Source organism: Blastopirellula sp. SH421 (assembly GCF_057808535.1).
The window spans coordinates 6,037,487-6,058,982 of sequence record NZ_CM173712.1; the positions used below are offsets into that span (position 1 = coordinate 6,037,487).

At 54.1% G+C, this 21,496-nt stretch carries 22 protein-coding genes; 15 read left to right on the forward strand and 7 right to left on the reverse strand.

Features of this window, described 5'->3' with window-relative positions; genetic code table 11:
* Nucleotides 1-381: 381 nt before the first annotated feature.
* Entirely contained in the window at nucleotides 382-765 is a 384-nt protein-coding gene (locus SH421x_RS24510; protein WP_488852648.1) for a type II toxin-antitoxin system VapC family toxin, read from the reverse strand.
* Between the two features lies 1 nt (nucleotide 766).
* Complete coding sequence (locus SH421x_RS24515) at nucleotides 767-1,018, reverse strand: AbrB/MazE/SpoVT family DNA-binding domain-containing protein (RefSeq protein ID WP_488852649.1); 252 nt, start codon at nucleotides 1,016-1,018, stop codon at nucleotides 767-769.
* Nucleotides 1,019-1,564: 546 nt separating this feature from the next.
* Between SH421x_RS24515 and SH421x_RS24520 the strand changes: the two genes are divergently transcribed.
* Genes SH421x_RS24520 through SH421x_RS24535 form a run of 4 tightly spaced genes read left to right on the forward strand, consistent with a single transcriptional unit; the run spans nucleotide 1,565 to nucleotide 2,911 of the window.
* Complete coding sequence (locus SH421x_RS24520) at nucleotides 1,565-1,768, forward strand: hypothetical protein (protein ID WP_488852650.1); 204 nt, start codon at nucleotides 1,565-1,567, stop codon at nucleotides 1,766-1,768.
* A gap of 56 nt (nucleotides 1,769-1,824) precedes the next feature.
* Nucleotides 1,825-2,106: a type I restriction endonuclease subunit M gene (locus SH421x_RS24525; protein ID WP_488852651.1), complete on the forward strand. Its 282-nt coding sequence runs from the start codon at nucleotides 1,825-1,827 to the stop codon at nucleotides 2,104-2,106.
* A gap of 11 nt (nucleotides 2,107-2,117) precedes the next feature.
* Nucleotides 2,118-2,453 carry a hypothetical protein gene (locus SH421x_RS24530; RefSeq protein WP_488852652.1) on the forward strand — a complete coding sequence of 112 codons (336 nt, stop codon included), beginning with the start codon at nucleotides 2,118-2,120 and terminating at the stop codon, nucleotides 2,451-2,453.
* Complete coding sequence (locus tag SH421x_RS24535; RefSeq protein WP_488852653.1) at nucleotides 2,450-2,911, forward strand: hypothetical protein; 462 nt, start codon at nucleotides 2,450-2,452, stop codon at nucleotides 2,909-2,911. Before SH421x_RS24530 ends, SH421x_RS24535 begins: the two co-directional genes overlap by 4 nt.
* Nucleotides 2,912-2,921: 10 nt before the next feature.
* On the opposite strand, the gene SH421x_RS24540 is transcribed toward SH421x_RS24535, so the two are convergent.
* Nucleotides 2,922-3,320, reverse strand: coding sequence for a hypothetical protein (locus SH421x_RS24540; protein WP_488852654.1), 399 nt, complete (start codon nucleotides 3,318-3,320; stop codon nucleotides 2,922-2,924).
* 406 nt (nucleotides 3,321-3,726) lie between these two features.
* Here SH421x_RS24540 and parA point away from each other — a divergent pair, with 406 nt between their 5' ends.
* The 8 genes from parA to thyX all read left to right on the forward strand — a co-directional run bounded on the left by parA (nucleotide 3,727) and on the right by thyX (nucleotide 12,045).
* Nucleotides 3,727-4,356, forward strand: coding sequence for a ParA family partition ATPase (parA, locus tag SH421x_RS24545; RefSeq protein ID WP_488852655.1), 630 nt, complete (start codon nucleotides 3,727-3,729; stop codon nucleotides 4,354-4,356).
* Nucleotides 4,353-4,631 carry a hypothetical protein gene (locus SH421x_RS24550; RefSeq protein ID WP_488852656.1) on the forward strand — a complete coding sequence of 93 codons (279 nt, stop codon included), beginning with the start codon at nucleotides 4,353-4,355 and terminating at the stop codon, nucleotides 4,629-4,631. The genes parA and SH421x_RS24550 overlap by 4 nt, the downstream gene beginning before the upstream one ends.
* 18 nt (nucleotides 4,632-4,649) lie before the next feature.
* Nucleotides 4,650-5,621, forward strand: coding sequence for a replication protein RepA (locus tag SH421x_RS24555; protein ID WP_488852657.1), 972 nt, complete (start codon nucleotides 4,650-4,652; stop codon nucleotides 5,619-5,621).
* Nucleotides 5,622-5,945: 324 nt separating this feature from the next.
* Nucleotides 5,946-7,202, forward strand: coding sequence for a metallophosphoesterase family protein (locus SH421x_RS24560; protein WP_488852658.1), 1,257 nt, complete (start codon nucleotides 5,946-5,948; stop codon nucleotides 7,200-7,202).
* Entirely contained in the window at nucleotides 7,199-9,157 is a 1,959-nt protein-coding gene (locus SH421x_RS24565; RefSeq protein WP_488852659.1) for an ORC-CDC6 family AAA ATPase, read from the forward strand. Before SH421x_RS24560 ends, SH421x_RS24565 begins: the two co-directional genes overlap by 4 nt.
* Nucleotides 9,144-10,172, forward strand: a complete 1,029-nt coding sequence (locus SH421x_RS24570) for a hypothetical protein (protein WP_488852661.1) — start codon at nucleotides 9,144-9,146, stop codon at nucleotides 10,170-10,172. Before SH421x_RS24565 ends, SH421x_RS24570 begins: the two co-directional genes overlap by 14 nt.
* Before the next feature lie 6 nt (nucleotides 10,173-10,178).
* Entirely contained in the window at nucleotides 10,179-11,087 is a 909-nt protein-coding gene (locus tag SH421x_RS24575) for a DNA adenine methylase (RefSeq protein ID WP_488856485.1), read from the forward strand.
* Nucleotides 11,062-12,045, forward strand: coding sequence for an FAD-dependent thymidylate synthase (thyX, locus tag SH421x_RS24580; RefSeq protein WP_488852662.1), 984 nt, complete (start codon nucleotides 11,062-11,064; stop codon nucleotides 12,043-12,045). The genes SH421x_RS24575 and thyX overlap by 26 nt, the downstream gene beginning before the upstream one ends.
* 475 nt (nucleotides 12,046-12,520) lie before the next feature.
* Here thyX and SH421x_RS24585 read toward each other — a convergent pair whose 3' ends face one another.
* A complete protein-coding gene (locus SH421x_RS24585; RefSeq protein WP_488852663.1) occupies nucleotides 12,521-12,937 on the reverse strand; it encodes a VOC family protein in 417 nt (138 codons plus the stop codon).
* Nucleotides 12,938-13,121: 184 nt separating this feature from the next.
* Between SH421x_RS24585 and ccsA the strand changes: the two genes are divergently transcribed.
* Both ccsA and hemA read left to right on the forward strand, forming a co-directional pair.
* Nucleotides 13,122-14,018: a cytochrome c biogenesis protein CcsA gene (ccsA, locus tag SH421x_RS24590; RefSeq protein ID WP_488852664.1), complete on the forward strand. Its 897-nt coding sequence runs from the start codon at nucleotides 13,122-13,124 to the stop codon at nucleotides 14,016-14,018.
* The gene (gene hemA / locus SH421x_RS24595) at nucleotides 14,015-15,289 is read left to right on the forward strand and encodes a glutamyl-tRNA reductase (RefSeq protein WP_488852665.1); all 1,275 of its coding nucleotides are present in this window, start codon (nucleotides 14,015-14,017) and stop codon (nucleotides 15,287-15,289) included. The genes ccsA and hemA overlap by 4 nt, the downstream gene beginning before the upstream one ends.
* A 569-nt stretch (nucleotides 15,290-15,858) precedes the next feature.
* Here hemA and SH421x_RS24600 read toward each other — a convergent pair.
* Genes SH421x_RS24600 through uvrA form a run of 3 tightly spaced genes read right to left on the reverse strand, consistent with a single transcriptional unit; the run spans nucleotide 15,859 to nucleotide 20,600 of the window.
* Entirely contained in the window at nucleotides 15,859-16,905 is a 1,047-nt protein-coding gene (locus tag SH421x_RS24600) for a ThiF family adenylyltransferase (protein WP_488852666.1), read from the reverse strand.
* Nucleotides 16,902-17,738 (reverse strand): hypothetical protein, encoded by an 837-nt coding sequence (locus SH421x_RS24605; protein ID WP_488852667.1) that lies wholly within the window; start codon nucleotides 17,736-17,738, stop codon nucleotides 16,902-16,904. Before SH421x_RS24605 ends, SH421x_RS24600 begins: the two co-directional genes overlap by 4 nt.
* Nucleotides 17,739-17,750: 12 nt before the next feature.
* On the reverse strand, nucleotides 17,751-20,600 hold the full coding sequence (gene uvrA / locus SH421x_RS24610) for an excinuclease ABC subunit UvrA (RefSeq protein WP_488852668.1): 2,850 nt from the start codon (nucleotides 20,598-20,600) through the stop codon (nucleotides 17,751-17,753).
* Between the two features lie 483 nt (nucleotides 20,601-21,083).
* Between uvrA and SH421x_RS24615 the strand changes: the two genes are divergently transcribed.
* Nucleotides 21,084-21,464 carry a cupin domain-containing protein gene (locus tag SH421x_RS24615; protein WP_488852669.1) on the forward strand — a complete coding sequence of 127 codons (381 nt, stop codon included), beginning with the start codon at nucleotides 21,084-21,086 and terminating at the stop codon, nucleotides 21,462-21,464.
* Nucleotides 21,465-21,496 lie beyond the last annotated feature (32 nt).

The window sequence follows — 21,496 nt, forward strand, 5'->3', positions numbered from 1 at the left end:
GGCTTGGCGACACAAAATCGCGGCGCTAAAACGGGGGGATGGATAATTCAATCTCACAACCAGACGTTTCTCGGGTGCGCGTGAAGCGGCCGGAGCGGTTTCAAGTTCAGTTTCGGGATGCTTCGTTGGATCAGATGATGCCGCACTTGACCAGCTTGTAACAACTTCATCGGGCTGACCGCTCTGATCGCCGCCGGGATTGTCTGCGATACTGACCGCCGAATTCGTACGGAATATGCCGACATCCCGGTCGTCAATCTTGCCCCGGAGATTCTTGCGCAGTGGCGACAGTTCCAGATTGGATGTGACGGCCCTTCGATCGGATAAAGCGTAATTCCGCAAATACGGAGAATCGTAATTCTGTGTCGGGCGATCTGTGAACTAGCGAATTTTGATGATCGTCGCCCCCAGATCGCATTTGTCCCAAACCTGTTCGGTCGTCAATGCCGGAACCGACAGCTTCATGGCGAGTGACAAACAGGCCCGATCACCAAGCGACATCCCGACCGCACGCGATTGCTTCCAGAAGGATGCGGCGATCTCGGCTTGCAACTCATCGAATGCCACGACTGGGATTTGCAGACGCTTGACATGAAAGATCACCGCCTCCAACGGCTTTCCATACTCGATCAGCTTGCTGTAGGTCTCGGCAAGATTGACGGATGAAATGCACGCCTTATCCAGGACCGTCGCAACGCGGTCGCTTCCCGGTTCGCTGCGAAGAAAAGCAATCAGCGCGGACGCGTCCAGGACAGCGTCAACCATGCTATTCCTGACTGGCTTCCCGCCTGCGTTCTGCTGACAGTTCTTCGGACAACAGGACGCCGGTAGGAGCCGCATCGGCAAAGAAGTTTTGTACTTCCTGAATCACGGCTTTCAGCGGCCTGACAAAAATCCCCGTGTTCGTCCCTTCCAGCACGACAGGATCGCCAGGCTCAATGCCATATTGCTCGCACAGATCCGCCGGAATGGCGACACGCCTTCCTTGCCCGATCTTCGTATGAATGACACTGTCCATGATCTATCCCTGAGCGGCCTTGATGGCTCCTTCTTTGACCGTGCCACAATCAGACTGAATTGTCAATCAAAGCTGAAATGCCAATCATGCCCAACTTCAAAGCTGCGTGAGGGAAGGCGCCATGCAGCCCCGGTGGTTTGCAATCACAGCATCGTTTCCATCACGCCGAAGGCATGAAGGCCAGCGTCGCAAACACAGAAAGTCGCCAAATCGTAATTGCGATTGCAAGGCTGGCTGCGGGATTGAAGCGATGGCCCGCGCGACGTTGAGCTGGGCGGCATCAGGCAGATCGCTGTTTTCCGTTTGGCTGATCGTGACTTGCCCCCTCCTCTTCCTGTTTGCTGGCCAGCTCCCTTTGCGTCCTTGGCATGGCACTTATCGCAGCCTTCGCCGTCCGCGCAAGGGAGAAAAATCGGCTCCCCCTGAAGGTCGCCCCCAATTTTTCCCCTTGCCCGGTGCGCTGCGCCCGGCTGATCCGGCTGCTTTGAACGTGGCCATCAGGCCGCGATGGGCGTGGCCGGAAACATAAATAAGAGGAGTAAGACCATGTCTGACACGAACACCAACAGCACCAGCAAGGCTCCCAGCCATGCCGCCTACCAGGTTCGCGAACGCGAGGGCAAAAAAGCTTTCTGGACCCGTATCGGATCCGCCTGGGCACATGCTGACGGCAATGGATTTAGTATCCAGCTCGACTGCGTGCCGCTTGATGGCCGCATCACCCTGCGTGATGTCAAAGAACAGAAGTAATCAACCACCGGGGCGGGCAGGGATGCCCGCCTTCTTATCTTAGAAGGACTTAAGTCATGATTGTTATTCCAACGAATCCCCTCTTTCCACTCGGCCAGCTTGTCGCCACCCGCAATGCCCTGGACCACCTGCCGCCCGAAGAAATCGCCGATGGGCTACGGCGGCATGCGTCCGGTGACTGGGGCAATATCGATCCTCACGATGCGCAGGTCAATCAGACCGCTCTGGGTGATGGAAGCCGCCTATTGTCGGCCTATGGTGACGGTGATCGACGATTCTGGATCATCACCGAAGCGGATCGCTCGGCGACGACTATCCTGCTTCCCTCCGATTATTAAGGGAGGCGGCGATGGAAATCACCACAACCAATCCGTTTCAGAACCTCATTGAGAAAGGGTCGAGCTCCAATCCCGCTGAAGTCATCCGCTGGCTCAATGGCTTCTGCGAGCTTCACGGGCTAAGCGTTCATGACTTACTGGCGGAATATCGCCAAATCGCATCGATCTGGTCTATCGAGGATGTCTTGGAAGTACGACCCGATTTAACGGAGGAGCAGGCCTGGGAGGTACTGCAAGCCGTTGAGCTACAGCATGACGCGAACATCGGCATCAACTGGCTCACGCTGGAAGTTGTCGCCGACTGGATGTTTGACAAGCAAGATTCAAAGGGAGGGAACGAGTCATGAACCGTCGCCTCCATAAAAATCCAAAACTTCCAGCCGATCCTGAAGGCATGAATGACGATCGGGCGATGTGGGCTGAATATGCTCTGGTCGCCTTTCAAAGCGTCACCGGAACCGAAGACGAAAATACGCTGCCCGATTTAATCGCCGATCTGATGCATTGGGCCGACCGATGCGGTCAAGACTTTGAAGCGGCGCTCACCCGAGCACGCAATCATTACGAGGCGGAGACCGCAGGGGCTTCCTTGCCCAAAGTCACTCCGTTTGATGACTACGAAATTCATGGCGTTCGCGAGTTCGGTCGTGGCAAGAGTCGTTACTGCGAGCAAGTTCAAGATAGCGAAGCCCAGTTCTGGAGCCTCTACGGGCACATCCCCGGAGCAGGCGTCGAGTGCATCGGCGACTTTAAGACCCGTGAACAGGCGGAGGAAATTCTGACACGAATTCGCGGCCGACGATGAGTCGGCACGTTCATGGTATTTGGAGCTTATTGCGGCCAGTCTTGGAATCGACTTCATGCTCCAATTGCTTATCGTCAAGAAGCCGCTTCCTATCTTCATACTTCTGGACGCGGTGGTACCAAAAGTAGCTGCCGACCGCGGTCATCACGAAACCGATCGTTGCCCCCACCAGCAATCCCTGGATTGCCAGTCCCGTGTCTTTCTTCCTACCTTCAAGGTAGGCCTGCCAAAACTGTCGGGACTGTTCGTCCTCCTGCTTGTTTAGCAGATGACTAACGCCGTTCAACACCTTGGCATCATGCGTTTCAGCGACAACCGCTAGTGAGTAACAGGAGACGATCATGACGAACGCCCCCAATGTCATGAGATACTGATAAAAATGGCCATTTGAAACGCTGGGGAAATTCATGGCGGTATCCGGACAGCAGAGCAATTGCGAAGCCCGCATGGGCGTGCTTTGAATATCGCAAGCGCATGTGGCGGTCAAGAGCGACTCACGCTGGTAGCTGAACTTGTCGATTAATTAATATGGATTGCGACCGGGGTCTAAAATACCGTTCTAACCGGCGCGTCAGTCAACTAACCAAGTCCGCCTGCCATCCTTTCTTTCGTCGCCCCTGCCAAGATGATTTTTCTTCAGACATCTTCCCTATGCAGTGCATAGGAGCATTTTCCCCGGGAAAATGCGGAAAAGCGTGTTTCCGCACGTCTGCAAAATCGTAAATCCGCTTCGTCGCAATTCCGTGTTTGACGTTCTCCGCAAATGGTGATATCCGGAAAATCGCAATTCCGTAAATCAGCATTTCAGGAGGACTATGATTATTGGGTTACTCAATCAAAAAGGGGGCGTCGGCAAGACGACGCTTGCCGTTCACATCGCCGATGGCCTTGCCCGGCAAAAGAAGCGAGTTCTTCTCGTCGACGCTGATCCGCAGGGCTCGGCTCTCGACTGGGCGGCCGTACGAAGCGGGGAGCCCCTCTTTCCGGTCGCCGGGCTGCCCAGACCTTCGATCCATAAAGAATTGCCTCGTTTGGCTGCTGGCTATGACGTGGTCATTATCGATGGACCGCCGCGTGTCTATGACGTGGCCCGCTCGGCAATCTCGGCCAGCGACCTCGTGCTGATTCCGGTGCAGCCATCTCCCTATGACGTTTGGGCGGCGAAGGAAATTGTCGACCTGATTCACGAAACGTCGATTTACAAACCGAACCTGAAATCCGCATTTGTGATTAATCGCAAAATCGTAAATACGGCGCTCGGCAGAGATGTCGTCAACGCATTGGCCGATTATCAATTTCCGGTGCTCAAGTCGGCGATCTGCCAGCGGGTCGCCTTGGCGGAATCGGCCGCTCAAGGACAAACGGTATTCGAGACCGCGCCGGAAAATCCTGCCAGTAAAGAAATCGAGGCCCTCATTCACGAAATCATGGAGATCGCCATATGAAAAAAGTTCCGTTTTCTGGCAAGCCTGCCAGCCGCGACAATGCAGCCGCGCTCGATCAATGGGTGACCAATCGTGGCCAGTCAATGGAGCCGGTCAAACGACTGACGATTGACATTCCCGTCTCTCTCCATCAACGAGTCAAAAGCCAATGCGCCCTGCAAGGAGAGAAGATGGCCGACGTGGTGCGAAAACTGCTTGAAGAACGGTTCGGCGAGGAGCATTCGAAGCAGGGGGCAGGGGAAGATGCAAATGAAAACAGAAATACGACTCTGTAACTTTCTGCAAATCCGATCATGACCGAGCAGGAGCACGAACCCCGGCAGGACGCCGTGCGGCAACTTGTCCGCCGGCCTGTTTCCGATCGGCTGGTCGAAGCCCATGACAAGATCGTTTCTGAGCCGCCTGATCGATCCGACTTTCTGCATACCGTCATGTGCCAGGTTGGGATGCCGCGTCGGTCGACGGAGGCGAAGGTGTTCGAGCGACGTAACGGGCCATTTAGCGTCATGCTCGAAGCGGGCCAGCTTTGGACCGGCAAAGAATGGCAACCGCAAGGATTGCCATACGGCACGATTCCGCGACTTGTAATGGTCCATCTCAGCTCCGAGGCGATCCGCACCCGCAACCGGAGCGTCGAGTTGGGAGACAGCATGCGGCAGTTTCTGGAAACGCTCGGCATTCCCACCACAGGCGGCGAGCGGGGCGGATATACCATGTTTCGTAAGCAGATGAACGCCTTAGCCGCGTGCCGGCTGTTAATCGGCATGTACGCCGAGGGGAAAGCGGTCACGGTCGACGCCAAGCCGATCAAACGATTCGAGGCTTGGCTGCAAACGGAAGGGACGCAGCAGACGCTCTGGCCCGGTGTACTGGAACTCTCGATGGAGTTCTACGAAACGCTGAAGGACCATGCCGTCCCGCTCGATTACCGAGCCCTCTCGGCATTAAAGCATTCCGCGTTGGCTCTGGACGTTTACACCTGGCTGGCTCATCGGCTCTGCCGTATCAAGCAGCCGCAGGGATCGATGCTCAGTTGGACGAATCTGCGCGAGCAGTTTGGCCAAGAGTATTCGGACTCAAGGGACTTCAAACGGGAATTCCGCAACGCCTTGCGACAGGTGCGGCTGGTTTACCCAACTGCTCGGATCGAGGAGATCATCGGCGGAGTAAGGATCTACCATTCGCCGCCGCCGATTAGCAAAACCAAGATTAGCTTCGCAGGCATCCAGCAAAACCTGATGGCTGTGGATAAGCCTGGGGACTGACCAAGTTATCCACGCTGAATCACCCCCGGCCGTGCGCTGAATCACTCCCCCGCGAGACGGTCAATTCTGCGCTGAATCGCCCCCCCGAAACCTATAGTTTAATTACCTATAGATTTCTTCCTGTAGTTGGAACGTGATGATCCTTGGTTTTGGGTAATCTCTGAGTCGATTGGCCGTTTTAACCCGGCCATGATTCATCCCGAAACCTAATCAGGATAATTCTTGGGATGGCCAGCGCAGCAAGGGAAGTGAAATGCTAGAATCCTTTCACATGATCATCCATCCATCGCGGATCCTTCTCTCTGCCCATTTGATTAGCCAGCCGTGAGCAAAATATCGATCATCCAGATAGGCGATGTCCATCTGCCTGACAATGAGAACCTTCGCAGTGTCGACCTGAAGGACCAAGGCGTATCGCATGGCCTGACTCACGACTTGGTGCTCCCTACGCTTCAAATCGTATTGCGAAAAATAGCAAAGATCCAATTATCGCTGTGTGACCCGTGCATTCTCATCTGCGGCGATCTATCCTCAAAAGGAAAGAACGATGAATACAAGCGTTGCGTTAACCTGCTCGTCGAGCTACTCCAACTCGCCAATCTGAATGCGGCGAGCGTCCATGCTGTCCCAGGAAACCATGATGTCGACAGGGCGCTCTGCGGCGACCGAGAGAATCTAAGCTTGGAGAAATTTGCGCCTCTCCAACGAGCATGGGCCGATGCCGGTATCGACGTTCTTCCGAAAGATACACTTCGATGGTCCAACGTCGCAGTCGATAAATGTCAGATCCAGTTGTTTTCTCTCAACTCTTGCATTGGCTGCGGCGAATGGCGGACATTCCCCAGCAGCGTGAGAGACCAAATGAAAAGTGCTATCGATTCAGCCATCGATGGAGTGGATGCAGAGATCGCATGGGAACAACTCGATACGCCGATGGTGCTCCACGAAAATGTCCAGGAACTTCACTCGCAGCTCGCAGACATGCCTCCTGAAGTCCTCCCAATAATCTTGGCGCATCATAACCTACTTCCTCAAGCGCTTCAGCGGGTCGAGATTTATACGGAGCTTATCAACAGCGGCCCGTTGAGAACGACGCTAACGAACATTAATCGTCCAGTCATTTATTGCCATGGACATATTCACTCCGATCCCATCGAAATCGTACGCGACGCTAAACGCTCGCGAAGCCAATTAATTTCAGTCTCTGCACCAGAGATTACTAAAGGATTTAACGTTCTCCATGTGTATTTCTCTTCGAGGCACCAGCCGCTTGGTCTTGTTGTAGAAGAATATCGAATGCAGCCAGGCGGCGTAGTTGAGCTGGAAGGATCTCGCAGAATTTCACTATGTCCAATCTCGCCAACGCCGCTCATTGATCCAGATTTCGCGATATTGGCCTCGCTTTTCTCAACCTCCCGCTCACTTCGTTTCGACGAGATTCGCAACAATTTCAACGCTAAGCGGTCGAATAATGCGAATCGCAAGACAGTTGGAGATATTCTGCTTGAGGCAGAATGGAGAGGAATGATTGAGATCCACGACCGCGATTCAGCCTATAGTCATTGGATAGTTCGGACATGAAATCGCCCTTCTCAAAGGATCGCTTTGAGCACATTCCACATCATATCTACTTCCTTCCTGAAGCGATTATATCGCAATTGGAAGATTCCAAACCCACCTACATGATTGGATCTCGTGGAAGTGGAAAGACAACGTTGCTCAAGTCTCTCCACTGGCAAGAACGTCTTGAAAACAAATGGCTTCGAAACGCACTTGGAGACGATCCTTTTCGAGGCAACTTTGTCGCATGCTACATCAAGCTTCCCAATATAAAGGTGAGGGCGCTCGATAGCTGGCTTTCAAATGCATCCGAGATGGACAAGTGCTCCATCTTTGCTTTTTACATTGACCTTATTTCCGTGGAGATGATCTCCCACGCAGTTGGAAGCCTCATTGCGAGAGCTGAATGGCTGGTCGACCCAGATAGCGAGTCAAGTGCGATAGTTGATTTTTTTTCCGATTATCTGGCCATGCTAAATTGGTCAGATACGAAAGCCCCAAGCACTATTTGGCAAAGCCACGCGACATTCAAGGCTGTTCGCAGGCAAGTGGAACATCTTGCACAACGCCGTACACCGATTGAGGCGCTACATGATCGTCTACTCATCCCAGAAGTCGGTGAACTGTCACGCTCCCTTGGCGACACGCTAAAACGCCTGCCCAGCAATCTCGAATGTCAGCAACTAGCCGAACTGCACTTCAAAATTTGTTTTGATGAGGCCGAGGTATTGACAGAGCATCAGCAAAAGGCCGTTAACACGCTAATTCGTGTATCGAGGTCTCCGGTCTCGTATATCTTTTCACACGTAGGCTGGCCCAACGACATTTCGTCTACACTTTATGACACCCTCACGCTGCAGAAAGCTGACCGAAATATTGTTGATCTCGATAGACTCACAAGGAAGCAATTTGAAGATCTCTGCGATGGGGTTGCGGCTGTCCGTGTCAAAGCAGAGCTTGGTCATGACAAAATCTCGTTTACGACCAAATCTATTCTCGGTGAGCTCGATCTAAATGGGCTGATTGGAAGCCTAGTTGAGCGAGCCGAGAGTAAAGCAGCCGCTAGGCTTGAAACGATGGCGAGGCAATTCACATCCTCCGCCTGGATGCACAAAAGAGCGGGAAAAGGTCGGCTACCTTATATCGAGTCGTATATAGCTTCTGCGCTAGAACTCCGCCCTCCAGACTTGGGTGAAAATAAAGAGCGGCGGCGGCAGGAAAGTGCCGAATTTCGCAAAAAAATCGTGGCCGCCTATCTCTCAATTTGTCGCGAACTAGGCGTTACGAAAATTCCGTACTCATCCAGTGACATGGTATTTCGAATCAGCGATAGCTGCGTTCGTGACTATCTCTCACAGATTCATCAAATCTTTTCCGAGTATAACGCCGACCTCGAAAAGTTCATTAGCTCGCGCGTGCCGGCGAATGTTCAGACCACCGCTATCCGTCGTGCGAGTGAACAAAAGAAGCTGAACATTCCCAGATCGGAAGTTGCTCAGCCCGTGCATGTCGACAAGCTGGTTAGTGGCGTTGCAGAGTTGACGGCAATTCTCCACAAAGGAGACGGGAGAGGCTATCAGCACTTACGTGCGAGTGAGCGTGGACGTTTTAGACTTAGCCCTTACTTATCAAATTCGGGTCTCGATCTAGAATTATTTGATCTTATTCAGGACGCAGCAGATTCTGGATTTCTGCGACTTGAAAAGGGCACGGACACAATTCAGGGTATTCGTGTCCATTCTTCCCTTGCCCCAGCCTTTGGGTTTTCATATCGCGGGTCCTACTATCCAGTCACAATTTCCCGAGAAGACCTTTATGGATTCTTGGAATGCAAGTCCGAAGCAGATCTCAAGAAAAAGGCAAGCCATATCGCGCGGCGAATAAGCGAATCCGAGAGCGATGCCAAGCAACTCGACCTATTCCGACAAGTTTTACCACCCATCGTTGATGACGAGGACGAGCATGGCATCACATAGAAGCGGCTTCATTGCAGCGGAATCACGAAAGAGCAATTCCGTTGACGATGCCTTCGCAGGAACATTTGATGTCCTTTTGCTTTCCTCCAGCTGGGACAGTCGAAGCGTTGCCGTCGCCAGATCATCGCAACTAAAGGGCGGCATAGGCGTGCTCTATAGATTTACAAACGATGACAGCCTTGAACAAAGTAAGAAACATGACGCACAACTGAGGGAATTCATCGAAGCTACCTGTACACGCACAGTCGAACTTTGCGGTGCGGTTGACGATTTCGATAGCCTATGGGATCAGACCAAAGCTATATTCCTTGAAGCGTACCAAGAAAAGGGGCATGCTCTATCTATCTTCGTCGACCTTTCAACATGCCCTCGTTATTATTCGCTCGGTGCCCTAGCGCACTGTGTCGAAACTGGGCTCGCTCGAACGCTGGTATTCTGCTACGCAGAAGGAATCTATCCACCTGAGACCTCCGAGCATGACCAACACGAGATGTTTACCCGAGGAGGGTGGCAATCCCTACCCATCCCTGGAATGCTGGGAGATTGGGATCCAACGAAACGAATTCGATATTTAGTTTCCGTTGGATTCGAGGGCTCTAAGACACTTCGGCTCGTTTCAAAAGCCGAGCCGGACTGTGTTTCCGTACTCTTTCCTGATCCCCCCGTTTATCCGGGATACGAGCAACGTACGCTGGAAAGAAACGGCGCCTTTTTCGACAAATTTGGCGTGACGCATGATCAACTCATTCGTGCCGATGCTGGCGATGCTGTCAAAGCATGGCAAGCGGTCGAAGACGCCCTTTCGACAACTAACTTGCAGGAAAACGTCATAGCCGTATGCTGTGGAACAAAAGCACATTCTTTGGGCCTGGCACTTTACGGCCTAACGAATCCGCAAATAGCCGTACTGTACATCTCTCCAGATCGACATCGCGTTGTAGATGTGTCTGAAAGTGGCACTTTTTGGCGATTCGATATTCGTGACGCTTCGTCTCTTGTTGGAAAGAATGAATAGATGTCGATGGCGTCGCCCCCAAAAAAGGGCATAGATCCATTTCTCAAATGGCCCGGAGGAAAACGGTGGGTGAGTCGCCAAATCGCCAGTATTCTATCTCCCGAACTTAAGGGACGATATTTCGAACCATTCTTGGGGGCAGGTGCTGTCTTTCTGCAATTCCAGCCAGACCGCCCAGTTCTCGCTGACATCAACATCGATTTGATTCGGTTCTTGAGAATATGCAGAAAGGAGCCAGAAGCTATTGTCGCTGCAACTTGGCGCCTGACGAACACGCGAGACTGCTACTACCGCGTCAGGGCCAGCAATCCCCAAACGGAGATCACTTGGGCCGCAAGGTTCTTATATCTAAATCGCACATGCTGGGGAGGCGTGTACCGGCTCAATCAAAAGGGCGAGTTCAATGTTCCCTTTGGAGACAGTGGGCGGAAAATCTGCTGCAAATCGAGTGTGATAGAAGTCTCCCGAGCGTTTCTTACAGCCCAACTAGAGACGGGTGATTTCGAGAAGAGTTTTCTTGATGCCGATTCCGGCGATGTTATCTATGCGGATCCACCATACACTAGCCGAGGTCAATACAATGGATTCGTACGATACAACGAGTGCCTGTTCAGCTGGGAAGACCAGAGAAGATTGGCAGAAGCCGCAAGGTCAGCACGCAGACGTGGAGTTTTTGTCGCAATAAGCGGGGTCGAGCACCGGGACGTTCTCGCTTTATATGCAAACTGGTGGATGATCCCCTTCTCGCGCATGTCTTGTGTTTCGCGTGATCCATCAAAGCGAGGACGTTTTAACGAAGTTCTTATCATGAGTCGTCGTCCACGTTGTACGCAAGCCGGACAATTAAGCGTGCGACTATCGGAAAAATACATCGCTTCGATACCGATGCATGACGACCGTTCGTTCAGCAAATAAGCAAAACTGGATAAATTCCCAAATGAATGCCGAGAAAGAACACACCGCAAGACCCGTCGTTCCGGCCATTGAAGAAATGATTGGCAAAACGATTCCTGTTCTTGATTCTGGCTTCGTCCGCTTGATCGACTATATGGGATCGGATGACTCAATTGTTCAAGCTGCCCGAATTTCGTATGGGGCCGGAACGAAAAAAGTAAATGAAGACCGCAATTTAGTCAGATACCTTATGAGGCATCGGCACACCACTCCATTCGAGATGTGCGAAATCAAGTTTCATGTCCGCGTTCCAATGGACTGCTGGCGTCAATGGATTCGGCACCGTACAGCAAATGTGAATGAGTACTCAACACGATATTCGGAAGCAATTGATGCATGTCAAACCACGAAGCCGACAGAGTGGCGATTGCAAGCGATGTCGAATCGGCAGGGAAGTGAGGACAATTTCCCGTCAGAAGCTGGTGAAGGCCTGAGCATCAAGGAGGCTCAACTGCATGCAATTGCTCGTGAGGTATACGAAGAACGCCTGAAACTAGGAGTCGCTCGGGAGCAAGCGAGGAAGGATTTGCCGCTATCAACCTACACGGAAGCATACTGGAAGATTGATCTTCACAACCTCTTGCACTTTCTTTCATTGCGAATGGATCTGCATGCGCAAAATGAAATCCGAGCCTATGCCGAAGTTATTGGCAATCAAATTGTAAGTCGCTGGGTTCCTGCCACATGGGAAGCCTTTCTTGACTACAGATCGAATAGCGTGTCGTTGTCGCGACTGGAAACTGAGGTGGTAGGACATCTTGCGTCAGGAGACCGTGAAGGTGCGATAGCAAAGGCTGCTTCTTTCGGATGGCTGGAAAGGAGTTCTGACGGATTACGACGAAATCGCGAAAGAAATGAATGCGAGGCAAAGCTTCAGAAACTTCAAATGCAAATTCCTTGGCTTGGTGACGAAACCTAGCGATGGTTTGTTGAAGCAGGTCGGCATTCCAGTGCCACGCCGTCTTTCCTTAATAATCATCAGCCCAGCAGAGTGTTGGCACGCGGCCGCCAAGCGAAGTGGCCGATAGTCGCAACCAAGTTGAAGTCTTTACTTCACCCTATCCCAAAGCTAGGCTTATGGTCGATGAAATAACACCGGCAGAACCCGGGTTAGCTGCAAAATCATCGTGGCACCAAATGCGGCACTAGAATCGGGTAAAAGAGGGGCAAAACAGGCCATTCTTGGTCATCGCCCTCAACCCTAACACCTCAAGAAAACCCTGAAAAACAGGGCGTTTTCGCTCGAAACGCGTCGCGAGAATAGCGACCCACTGAGCTACGAGGACCAAAGTCGTTTCTATCGTAATGTTAGGGGGTGGTTCTAAAAAGAGGGAGCCAGGTTCGCATGCTTTTCCGGCGAAAGGTCGGTTGGATTGTGGATTGCGTTGGCGGGATTACTCCAGAATTAGGCTGCCGCGGTCGTCGAATTTCCACATTGCGCCGTGGGCGACTTCCCAGTGGTAGCCGTCGGGATCGGTGAAATAACCGCTATAGCCGCCCCAGTCGGTCTCGTGCGGTGGTTTGACGATTTGGGCGCCGCACTGTTGGGCGAGGGTCATGACTTGGTCGACTTCCGCTTTTTCTCGGGTGTTGTGGGCCAGGGTGATGCCGCCGAAGCCGGGTTGCGGAACGGGGGTTTGGGGGCCGATGTCGGCGGCCAGTTGGTCAAGCGGAAAAATCGAGAGGACCACTCCTCCGGCCGAGAAAAATGCGATCGGATCGGTCGGCTGGGCCGTCGTTTTGAACCCCAGAGCGCTATAAAACTGGTACGATTGGGCAAAGTCGCGAACGCCTAGACAAACAATACTCATGCGGGGTTGCATCAAAAATCTCCACTGGGCTGGGGGAAATTGCGGCCAATGCCGCCTGACGTAAGCCTTGGCCCGGATTATCCTTAGAATCAAAAGCCTACGCTAGTCGGCCTCGTCCGGTTGCCGATCTTAGTTCGGCGGCGAATGATACTGTCGACCCAACCTGCGAGTGACCTCCCCCCCAATGCTTTCTGGCATTACCATCTTCTGCTTTTCCGCCAGCTACGGCGTCGCACTATTGCTCGAAATCGTGCGGCTCTTTTTCCGCGCGCAGGTTCGAGCTTTCCTCTCGACCGGATTCATGGCGGCAGGGCTGATCGCACATACGATCTACTTGGTCGGCGAGCAAAACGGGCTGGTCGACTCAGGGCCAATTTCGTCTTGGCATCACTGGTGCCTGATCGTGGCCTGGGTGTTGGCGATTACCTATTTGACGATGTCGCTAACGCATCCCCAAACAGCGCTCGGGCTGTTTATGATTCCGCCGGTGTTGCTGTTGCTGGGAATGGCGTATTGGATGGATCAGGTTGCGCCGTTTGATCCCAACAATCGCGTTCGTCCGCTGCAAATTATTCACGGAGTGTTGTTGTTGGCGGGTACGGCGGCGGTCTTTCTGGGGTTTGCAACCGGGATCATGTATTTGATTCAATCGTATCGGCTCAAGCACAAGATGCTGCAGCGCGAAGGATTCAAGCTGCCGAGTCTGGAATGGCTGCAAAACTTTAACCGCCGCACGCTGATCGTATCGACCTGTTTGCTGGCCGGCGGGCTACTTGCCGGCGTTCTGCTGAAAATCGATCGGCAAAGCAACAGCTTTCCGTGGAGCGATCCTGTTGTCTGGAGCTCGGGAATCTTGTTCCTGTGGTTAGTCGCGGCGACGCTGTTTGAACTGATCTACAAACCGGCGAGGCAAGGACAAAAGATCGCCTATCTGACGCTGGCCAACTTTATGTTTCTCGGCTTGGTCCTAGCACTGATCTTGTTTGGACCGACGCAGCATGCTCGGTCGTCCCAGGCTAGTCTGATGCGTGCCTACTCGCCCAACCTGCAGATCGCTCAAAGCGATGAGGGGGAGCGATGAAGTTGCAGATGATTGGGCTGAGCCATCACAATGCATCGGTCGAAGTTCGCGAGCGTCTGGCGTTTAGTCCTGACCAGGCTCAAGAGGCGCTGAAAACATTTCGCAGTCGATTTCCGGAGATTGAAACGGTTCTACTTTCGACCTGCAATCGGACCGAGATCTACACGGCGACGATTGACGGCAACACTTGTCCTACGCATCACGACATGGTGCAGTTTTGGGCCGAGTTTCACCAGTTGGAAGCGAAAGACGTTTTCGATAACGTGTTGGAACGCACCGGCGAAGATGTCGTCCGGCATTTGTTTACCGTCGCGGCAAGTCTCGACAGCATGGTGGTGGGCGAAGCGCAGATTCTTTCGCAAGTGAAACAGGCGTACGATCTGTCGACGCAGATCGACAGCGCCGGCACGTTGACGCATAGTTGTTTTCAAGCGGCGATCCGTGTCGCCAAGCGGGTCAGCAACGAGACGACGATCCACAAGAAGCGGGTCAGTATCCCGAGCGTCGCGGTCAGTGATTTCGCCAGCAATGTGTTCGATCGGTTTGATGATAAAAATGTGCTGATCATCGGCGCCGGCGAAATGGCCGAAGAGACCGCTCGCTATTTGCTGGATGTCGGCGCCAAAGAGTTTACGGTCGTTAATCGCAGCCTAGAAAGAGCCGAACGCTTGGCGGCGACTTTTGCAGGCAAGGCGCTGCACTGGGACCATCTGCACGCGGCGATCGTAGACGCTGATTTGATCGTTTCGACTACCGGCGCGACCGAGCCGATTATTCGTTTGGAAGAGTACAAGCTGCTTGAAGCGGCCCGTTTTCAACGGACGTTGTTTGTGCTGGACTTAGCGATTCCGCGTGACTTTGATCCGCGAATTTCTGAGCGCGTCGGCGTCTATCTCTTTTCGATCGACGATTTGAAACAGACGTGCGATAAAAATCGGGCAGCCCGCGAGCGAGAATGGCCCAAGGCCGAGCGGATCATCGAAGATGAAACCGCCAAGTTTATGGCCGATCTCAATCATCGCGCCACCGCGCCTACCATTCGCCGCCTGAAACAACGGTCCGATCAGTTGAAAGAGGAGGAATTAAAACGCCTGCTCAACAAACTGGGAGAAATCGATCCGCGCATCGCCGACGAAATCACGCGGTCGTTTGATCGTTTGGTGAACAAGTTGTTGCATCCGCCGCTAGAATCCTTGCGTGACGAAGCTGGCAGTTCCTCGTCCGATAGCTTGCTGGACGCGCTCAAACGTCTCTTCCGTTTATACGACTAGAACCTGCGAGCCACACTTCGTTAGTCAAGTTATTGACTGACGGAACAATAGCTTTAGCCTGCAGCGCCCGTTTTGAGGTTGCGCTCTTCAGCAGGTTCGTAAGAAATAGAACGCGGAGGACACGGATCAGTCACGGATTTACACGGTAAGAGGGAAGATTTGCTATTTCCCATCACGTCAAATTTGTTTACTAACCAAGCCAATTTGAAAATGCCAGCTTGCTGCACAAACAACCATTTCTGACCGTGAAACGCCGTGATTAATCCGCGGTATCCGTGTTCCATTCTTTGTTCGCGATCTTCAGCAGGGTTCGTAAGAAATAGAACGCGGAGGACACGGATCAGTCACGGAATTACACAGTAAGAGGGGAGATTTGCTATTTCCCATCACGTCAAATTTGTTTACTCACCAAGCCAATTTGAAAATGTCTGCTTGCTGCACAAACAACGATTTCTGACCGTGAAACACCGTGATTTATCCGCGGTATCCGTGTTCCATTCTTTCTATGTCCTCCAATAGCGCAACTTCAAAACCTGCGCCTTGGCATGGTGCTTGAAAAGAACTATGAGCTACCCGCCGACATAACGTGCGTACAGCGTGCGGGCCACGGCAGGCTCGGTTGTGCCGGCGATGATCGCGCGGCCGTCAGAGAAGATGGTTAGCACGTACGGATCAACATGCAGTCGTAGCAGATACGGGTTCTGCTCAACTCGACCTACGCCAGACAGCTTGTTCGCCAGCGACTGTAACGAAACGGCAGGGCGATCGGGGAAGCTGATCTGCACCGCGTTGCGTCCGCAGAGCACGGTTGAGTGTCCGCCCAGTTCGCCGCTGAGCCATTCGTACTTGTGTTGTCCGCAGGCGGGGCAATCGGTGTTGTCGCGGAGGTTATCGAGCTTGATTTGTCGCCAGCGATTTTCCCAAAGATCAACAACTACCAGCTCTCGTTGGATCGCCTCGCGATTGCCAGAGAGCAGTTTGATCGCTTCGAGCGCTTCGAGTGACGCAATCACGTTGACGATCGGCGCGACGACGCCTGCGGTGTCGCAGGTAGGAGTCATCTCGGCAGGCGGAGGCTCAGGCATCAAGCAGCGGAAGCAGGGAGTTTCGCCGGGCAAGATCACCATCATTCGCCCTTCGGCGCCAACGCAGCCGCCGTAGATCCAAGGAATACTGAGCTTCAGCGACGCGTCATTCAGCAAGAACCGAACGCCAAAGTTATCGGTTCCATCCACGATCACATCAACGCCGGCGGCCAGATCTTCGATGTTTTGATAGTCGACGTCGGTCACGTGGGCATCGATGGTGATTTCAGAGTTGATCGCGTGCAGTTGCTTCTCGGCGGCAATCGCTTTGGGAAGCCGATCGCGGACATCTTGTTCGGTGTACAGAACCTGACGCTGGAGATTGTTCCATTCTAGAAAATCGCGGTCGACGATTCGCAAATATCCGACACCGGCGCGAGCCAATGTTTCGGCGATCACGCTTCCCAGCGCGCCAAGTCCAACCACCAGCGCCTTGCTGGACGCGAGCTTTGCCTGACCGGAGGCGCCGATTGCGTGGTACGAGACCTGGCGAGCATAGCGATCCTCGGTTTTTGCGGCGTCCTGGTTCATCGCACGCTCCCGACCCACAGGCCGCTAAAGTTGGACGCGCCGACCACTTCGGCTTGCAGTCGATCACATTCTTGACGCAACTCGGCTGGTGTCACGGCCGATGCAGATTGACAGCGCCATAAGATTTCGGGAATGGCGGCAGTGGGCGTGACCAGCGCGATGCTTTCTTCCAAGCAGTTGATCACGACATCCGCCCAGTTAGGCGTCGCCTCTTCGCCGAGACAAGCCAGCGACAAATGGGGAGCAAACTGCTTGGCGTTTTGTAGATCAATCCGGCCGGGCAAGATTGCGATCGCGACAGACGCCCAGGCGGCCAGGCGGGCGACTTCGGCGGCGATGTTATTGGGGTGAGCGTCCGAGAGATCGGCGATCAGGTAGACGCCGGAGTGAAGCGCGCGTTCGCAAATCTCTTGAGTAGGAATCGCGATGATCGCCGCCAAGCCGGCGGTTCGCCAGGGGGTGAAGTCGGCCACTTCAGCATGAGTCGCGGCGGCCGCTCTGAGGACAAAGCGATGATCTTCGAGCCAAAGGTTGAGCCCGCGTACATGTAAGTCACGAATCCCAAAGGGCAGCGGTGCGCCGCCAATGCGATAGCACGAAGGAGCTCGCGGCGTCCAAAAGTTGGGCTCTGGCAATACGGCCCGGTAGGGGGCAGGACCACCGGAGAACTTTTCGACCCGATACTTGGCGGTCAGCGTTTGCGCAAAATTGTTGGTCGGCCCTACGATCTGGGTTTCGCTATCGACAGGCCCATCGATCCACAACTCGACACGGGCCTCGCTGGTAGCGCCTTGGCGAATGGTCCAGGGATTGGCGAGCGGATCAGGAGTCATCGCGACTCAATTCTATTCTTTGGGGGCTAGCCGCACGCCGGAGCGTGACAACAATGCTTCGGCCAACGAGCGACCTGTGCGCGAGTTTGGATTCTGCGCGATCTCTTCTGGGGTGCCGGTCGCGACGACCTGGCCACCTTCATCGGCGGCGCCGGGGCCCATGTCAATGATGTAGTCGGCAGCCATCATCATATGCAGATTGTGCTCGACCACGATCAGTGAGTGCCCAACTTGCAGCAGCGAATTGAAGCAATCGAGCAGCTGGGCGATGTCAGCAAAGTGCAGACCGGTGGTCGGTTCGTCCAGCAAAAAGAGAGTCCTTCCTCGCTTGGATGACGCCAAGTAACCGGCCAGTTTCAAACGCTGCGCTTCACCTGCTGAGAGCGTGTTGGCCGGTTGGCCGAGACGTAAGTAGTCGAGCCCGACGTCGATCAGTCGCTGCAGCTTGGACTGAACTTTCGGTTGGCCGCGGAAAAAGACGAACGCTTCGCGAATCGTCATGTTCAGCACTTCGGCGATGTTTTTGCCGCGATACAGAACTTCTAGGACATCTTTTTTGTAACGCCGTCCTTTGCACTCTGGGCACTTCATATAGACGTCGGCCAGAAACTGCATGTCGATCGCGATATGGCCGTCGCCATCACACGCGTCGCAGCGTCCGCCGTTGACATTAAAACTAAAGTGGCTGGCGGTGAAGTTGTGCGTGCGTGCTTGGACGGTCGCCGCAAAGACGGTTCGGATTTCGTCAAACGCTTTGATGTAGGTGACTGGGTTTGACCGGGGCGAGCGACCGATCGGGCTTTGATCGACCAACACGACATCGTCAATCTGGCCATCGCCAAAGACGTCGTCGCAGTCGAGCGCCTTGGGGGCTTCTTTCCGCTTGCGGCGACAGAGGGCCGGGTAGAGCGTGTTATCGACCAGCGTACTTTTGCCGGCGCCGCTGACTCCGGTCACAACACACAAAACGCCGAGCGGAAACTCGACTTCGATGTTTTTCAGATTGTTGCCGCGCGCTCCTTTTATCCGAACGCGCCCATGCGTCGTTTCGCGGCGTTTCTCTAGATGGATCACCTTGCGGCGTCCCATCAGGTAATCGCCGGTCAAGGTTTCTTCAGAGGTGAGCAGCTCTTGCGGCGTTCCCTGAAAGATGATCTCGCCGCCGCGTTCGCCGGCGCCGGGACCAAATTCGATGATCTCGTCGGCGCGGCGAATCATCGACTCTTCGTGCTCGACCAGCACGACTGTATTGCCACGTTTGTTCAGATCCCGAATCGCACCGGCCAAGCGTTCTACATCCGCCGGGTGCAAACCGACCGACGGCTCATCGAAGACGTAGAGCATATTTACCAAGCTTGAGCCCAGCGTGCTGGTCAGCGCGACGCGCTGCGCTTCGCCGCCGCTCAATGTGCGGATCGTCCGATCGAGGGCCAGATAGCCAAGCCCGACGACGTTCAGGTATTTCAACCGATCCAGCAATTGTGACAATACCTGCCGAGCGATCGCCTGATGGCGGGGATCAATTTTCAGTGATTTGAAAAATTCGTACGAGTCGCGAATTTTCATCGTCGAGACTTCGGCGATGTTCTTACCACCGATGCGCACCGCCAGCGACTCAGGACGCAGTCGTTTGCCGTGACACGCTTCGCAATCGCGGAAGCTGCGCCATCGGCTGAGGAAGACGCGCAGGTGCATCTTGTATTTACGCCGCTCTAGCCATTGAAAGAAGCCTTTGAGCCCGCCAAATTCACGCTCCGGCACACCCTCGCGAATCAGACGAAGCTGCTCTTCGGTCAATTCCCGAAAGGGGACGTTGGTTGGCAAATTGTAATCAGGGGCCAGCTTTAGCAGCTCTTCCAGCTCGTGATGGTAGGCAGGCGTATTCCAAGGAGCGATCGCTCCGTCGGCCAGCGTTTTGCTGACGTCCGGGACAATCAGGTCCATATCCATGTCGATGACATTGCCAAAGCCTTCGCAGGACTGACACGCGCCCAACGGACTGTTGAAATTGAAGAGTCGCGGCTCAGGCTCAATGAAATCGAGATTGCATGTATCGCAGTGAAGTTGATTACTGTAGACGTGACGCCGCCAACTACGGCCATCGATCTGCTGCAAAACTCCCTGGTCGTTGGCGCCGTTCAGCTCTTCGGACTCGACCAGTAGCTGGCAAACTCCTTCGCCATGCAGGAAGGCCGTTTCGAGCGATTCTTGCAAGCGATCCGCTTTCAGCCCTTCGCCAGAGAGTCGATCGGCGATCGCTTGCACCGGTCCGCCGTTCAGTTGCTGAGAGTCTGTCGCCAGGTTAAGCGTTTGTTGGCCAGCGATGACGCGGACAAAACCATCCTCGCGCAAATCGGCGACGACCTGGTCCCACGTTTCTTCTTGATCGGGAGCGACCGGAAAGGTCAGCATCATCCGGCCTGGCGCGTTCATCTCTAGAATGCGCTGGGCGACATCCTGCGGAGTGTCACGCTGGATCTTGGCGCCGCAACCGGGACAGATAATCTCGCCGATTTTGGCGAACAGCAAACGCAGGTAGTCGGTCGTTTCGGTCGCCGTACCGACGGTCGAGCGATTCGAACGCGAGTCATTGCCGCGCGTCACCGCCAAAGCAGGTGGGATGCCTTCGATCGATTCGGCGGCCGGTTTTTCTAGACGCTCCAGAAATTGCCGCGTATAAGCGGAGAAGCTCTCGATGTAGCGTCGCTGCCCTTCGGCATACAGCGTATCGAGCGCCATACTGGTCTTGCCGCTGCCGCTTACGCCGCAGAAGACAATCAGCTTGCGATGATCGAGATCGAGATCCACCTTTTTCAAGTTATGGACTTCGACGCCTCGGAGTTGAATCGACGTATTGGGCAACGCTGGCTCCTCCCCACTTCCTCTCCACGCACGCTGGCGACGGCCGTAGAATCCTTCATCTTACCCCCGGTCCAGCGGACAAGATAGTAGCAAGGGGGCCCGCATCTTGCCTGCCCCCCGGCAGTCCGATAGAGTGTCGCAAATAGGGTATCGCCGTGAGCCGAGTTATTGAACCTATTCCTGCGATTGCGGATCACGCTGCGGATCGCTGGAACCGCTTTCACCATCACTGCTTGCGGCTGTTGATCCCATCACGATCGGGGCTCTGGTCGGAGTGGACATGGGGACGTAATGGACAATTTCTGTTACCCCCAGCGAGTCCGTTTTTCGGGGTCAAACTGGGCGTCTTGGCGAGTTCCAGCGCCAAGGCGATCATGACGGATGACGACGGAGGCCAGCGATTGCGCGCTCCAGCAGTCGTTAATCAGGAACCAAATTCCGCGACCAAGTCCTTACCTTGGACGATAACCAACGAGAAAGTCCATGAAAGTTCAGCACTTTGAGCAGTCAGCCGCCAATCCCGTCAAGATGGAAGGTGCGACCGGCTGCCAGGTTCGGCAATTGATCAATGACAAGGATGGCGCTCCAAATTTTGCGATGCGTCAGTTTGAAGTAGAGCCCGGCGGGCACACCCCCAAGCACCATCATCCCTATGAGCATGAGGTCTACGTCATCGCCGGCTCCGGCGTCGTGCTAGAAGGGGATCAGCCGCGCGAGATCCAAGCAGGCGACGTCATCTATGTAGCGCCGGACGAAGTGCATCAGTTTCAGAACGTCGGCGAAACTCCGCTGAAATTTTTGTGCTTGGTGCCCAACTCGGCCAACAACGCGCAGTTTGTCGCCAAGCCAGAATGCGCCGAGTAAGCGCCGCGACCGCTGGTTTCGCTCGACTTCAT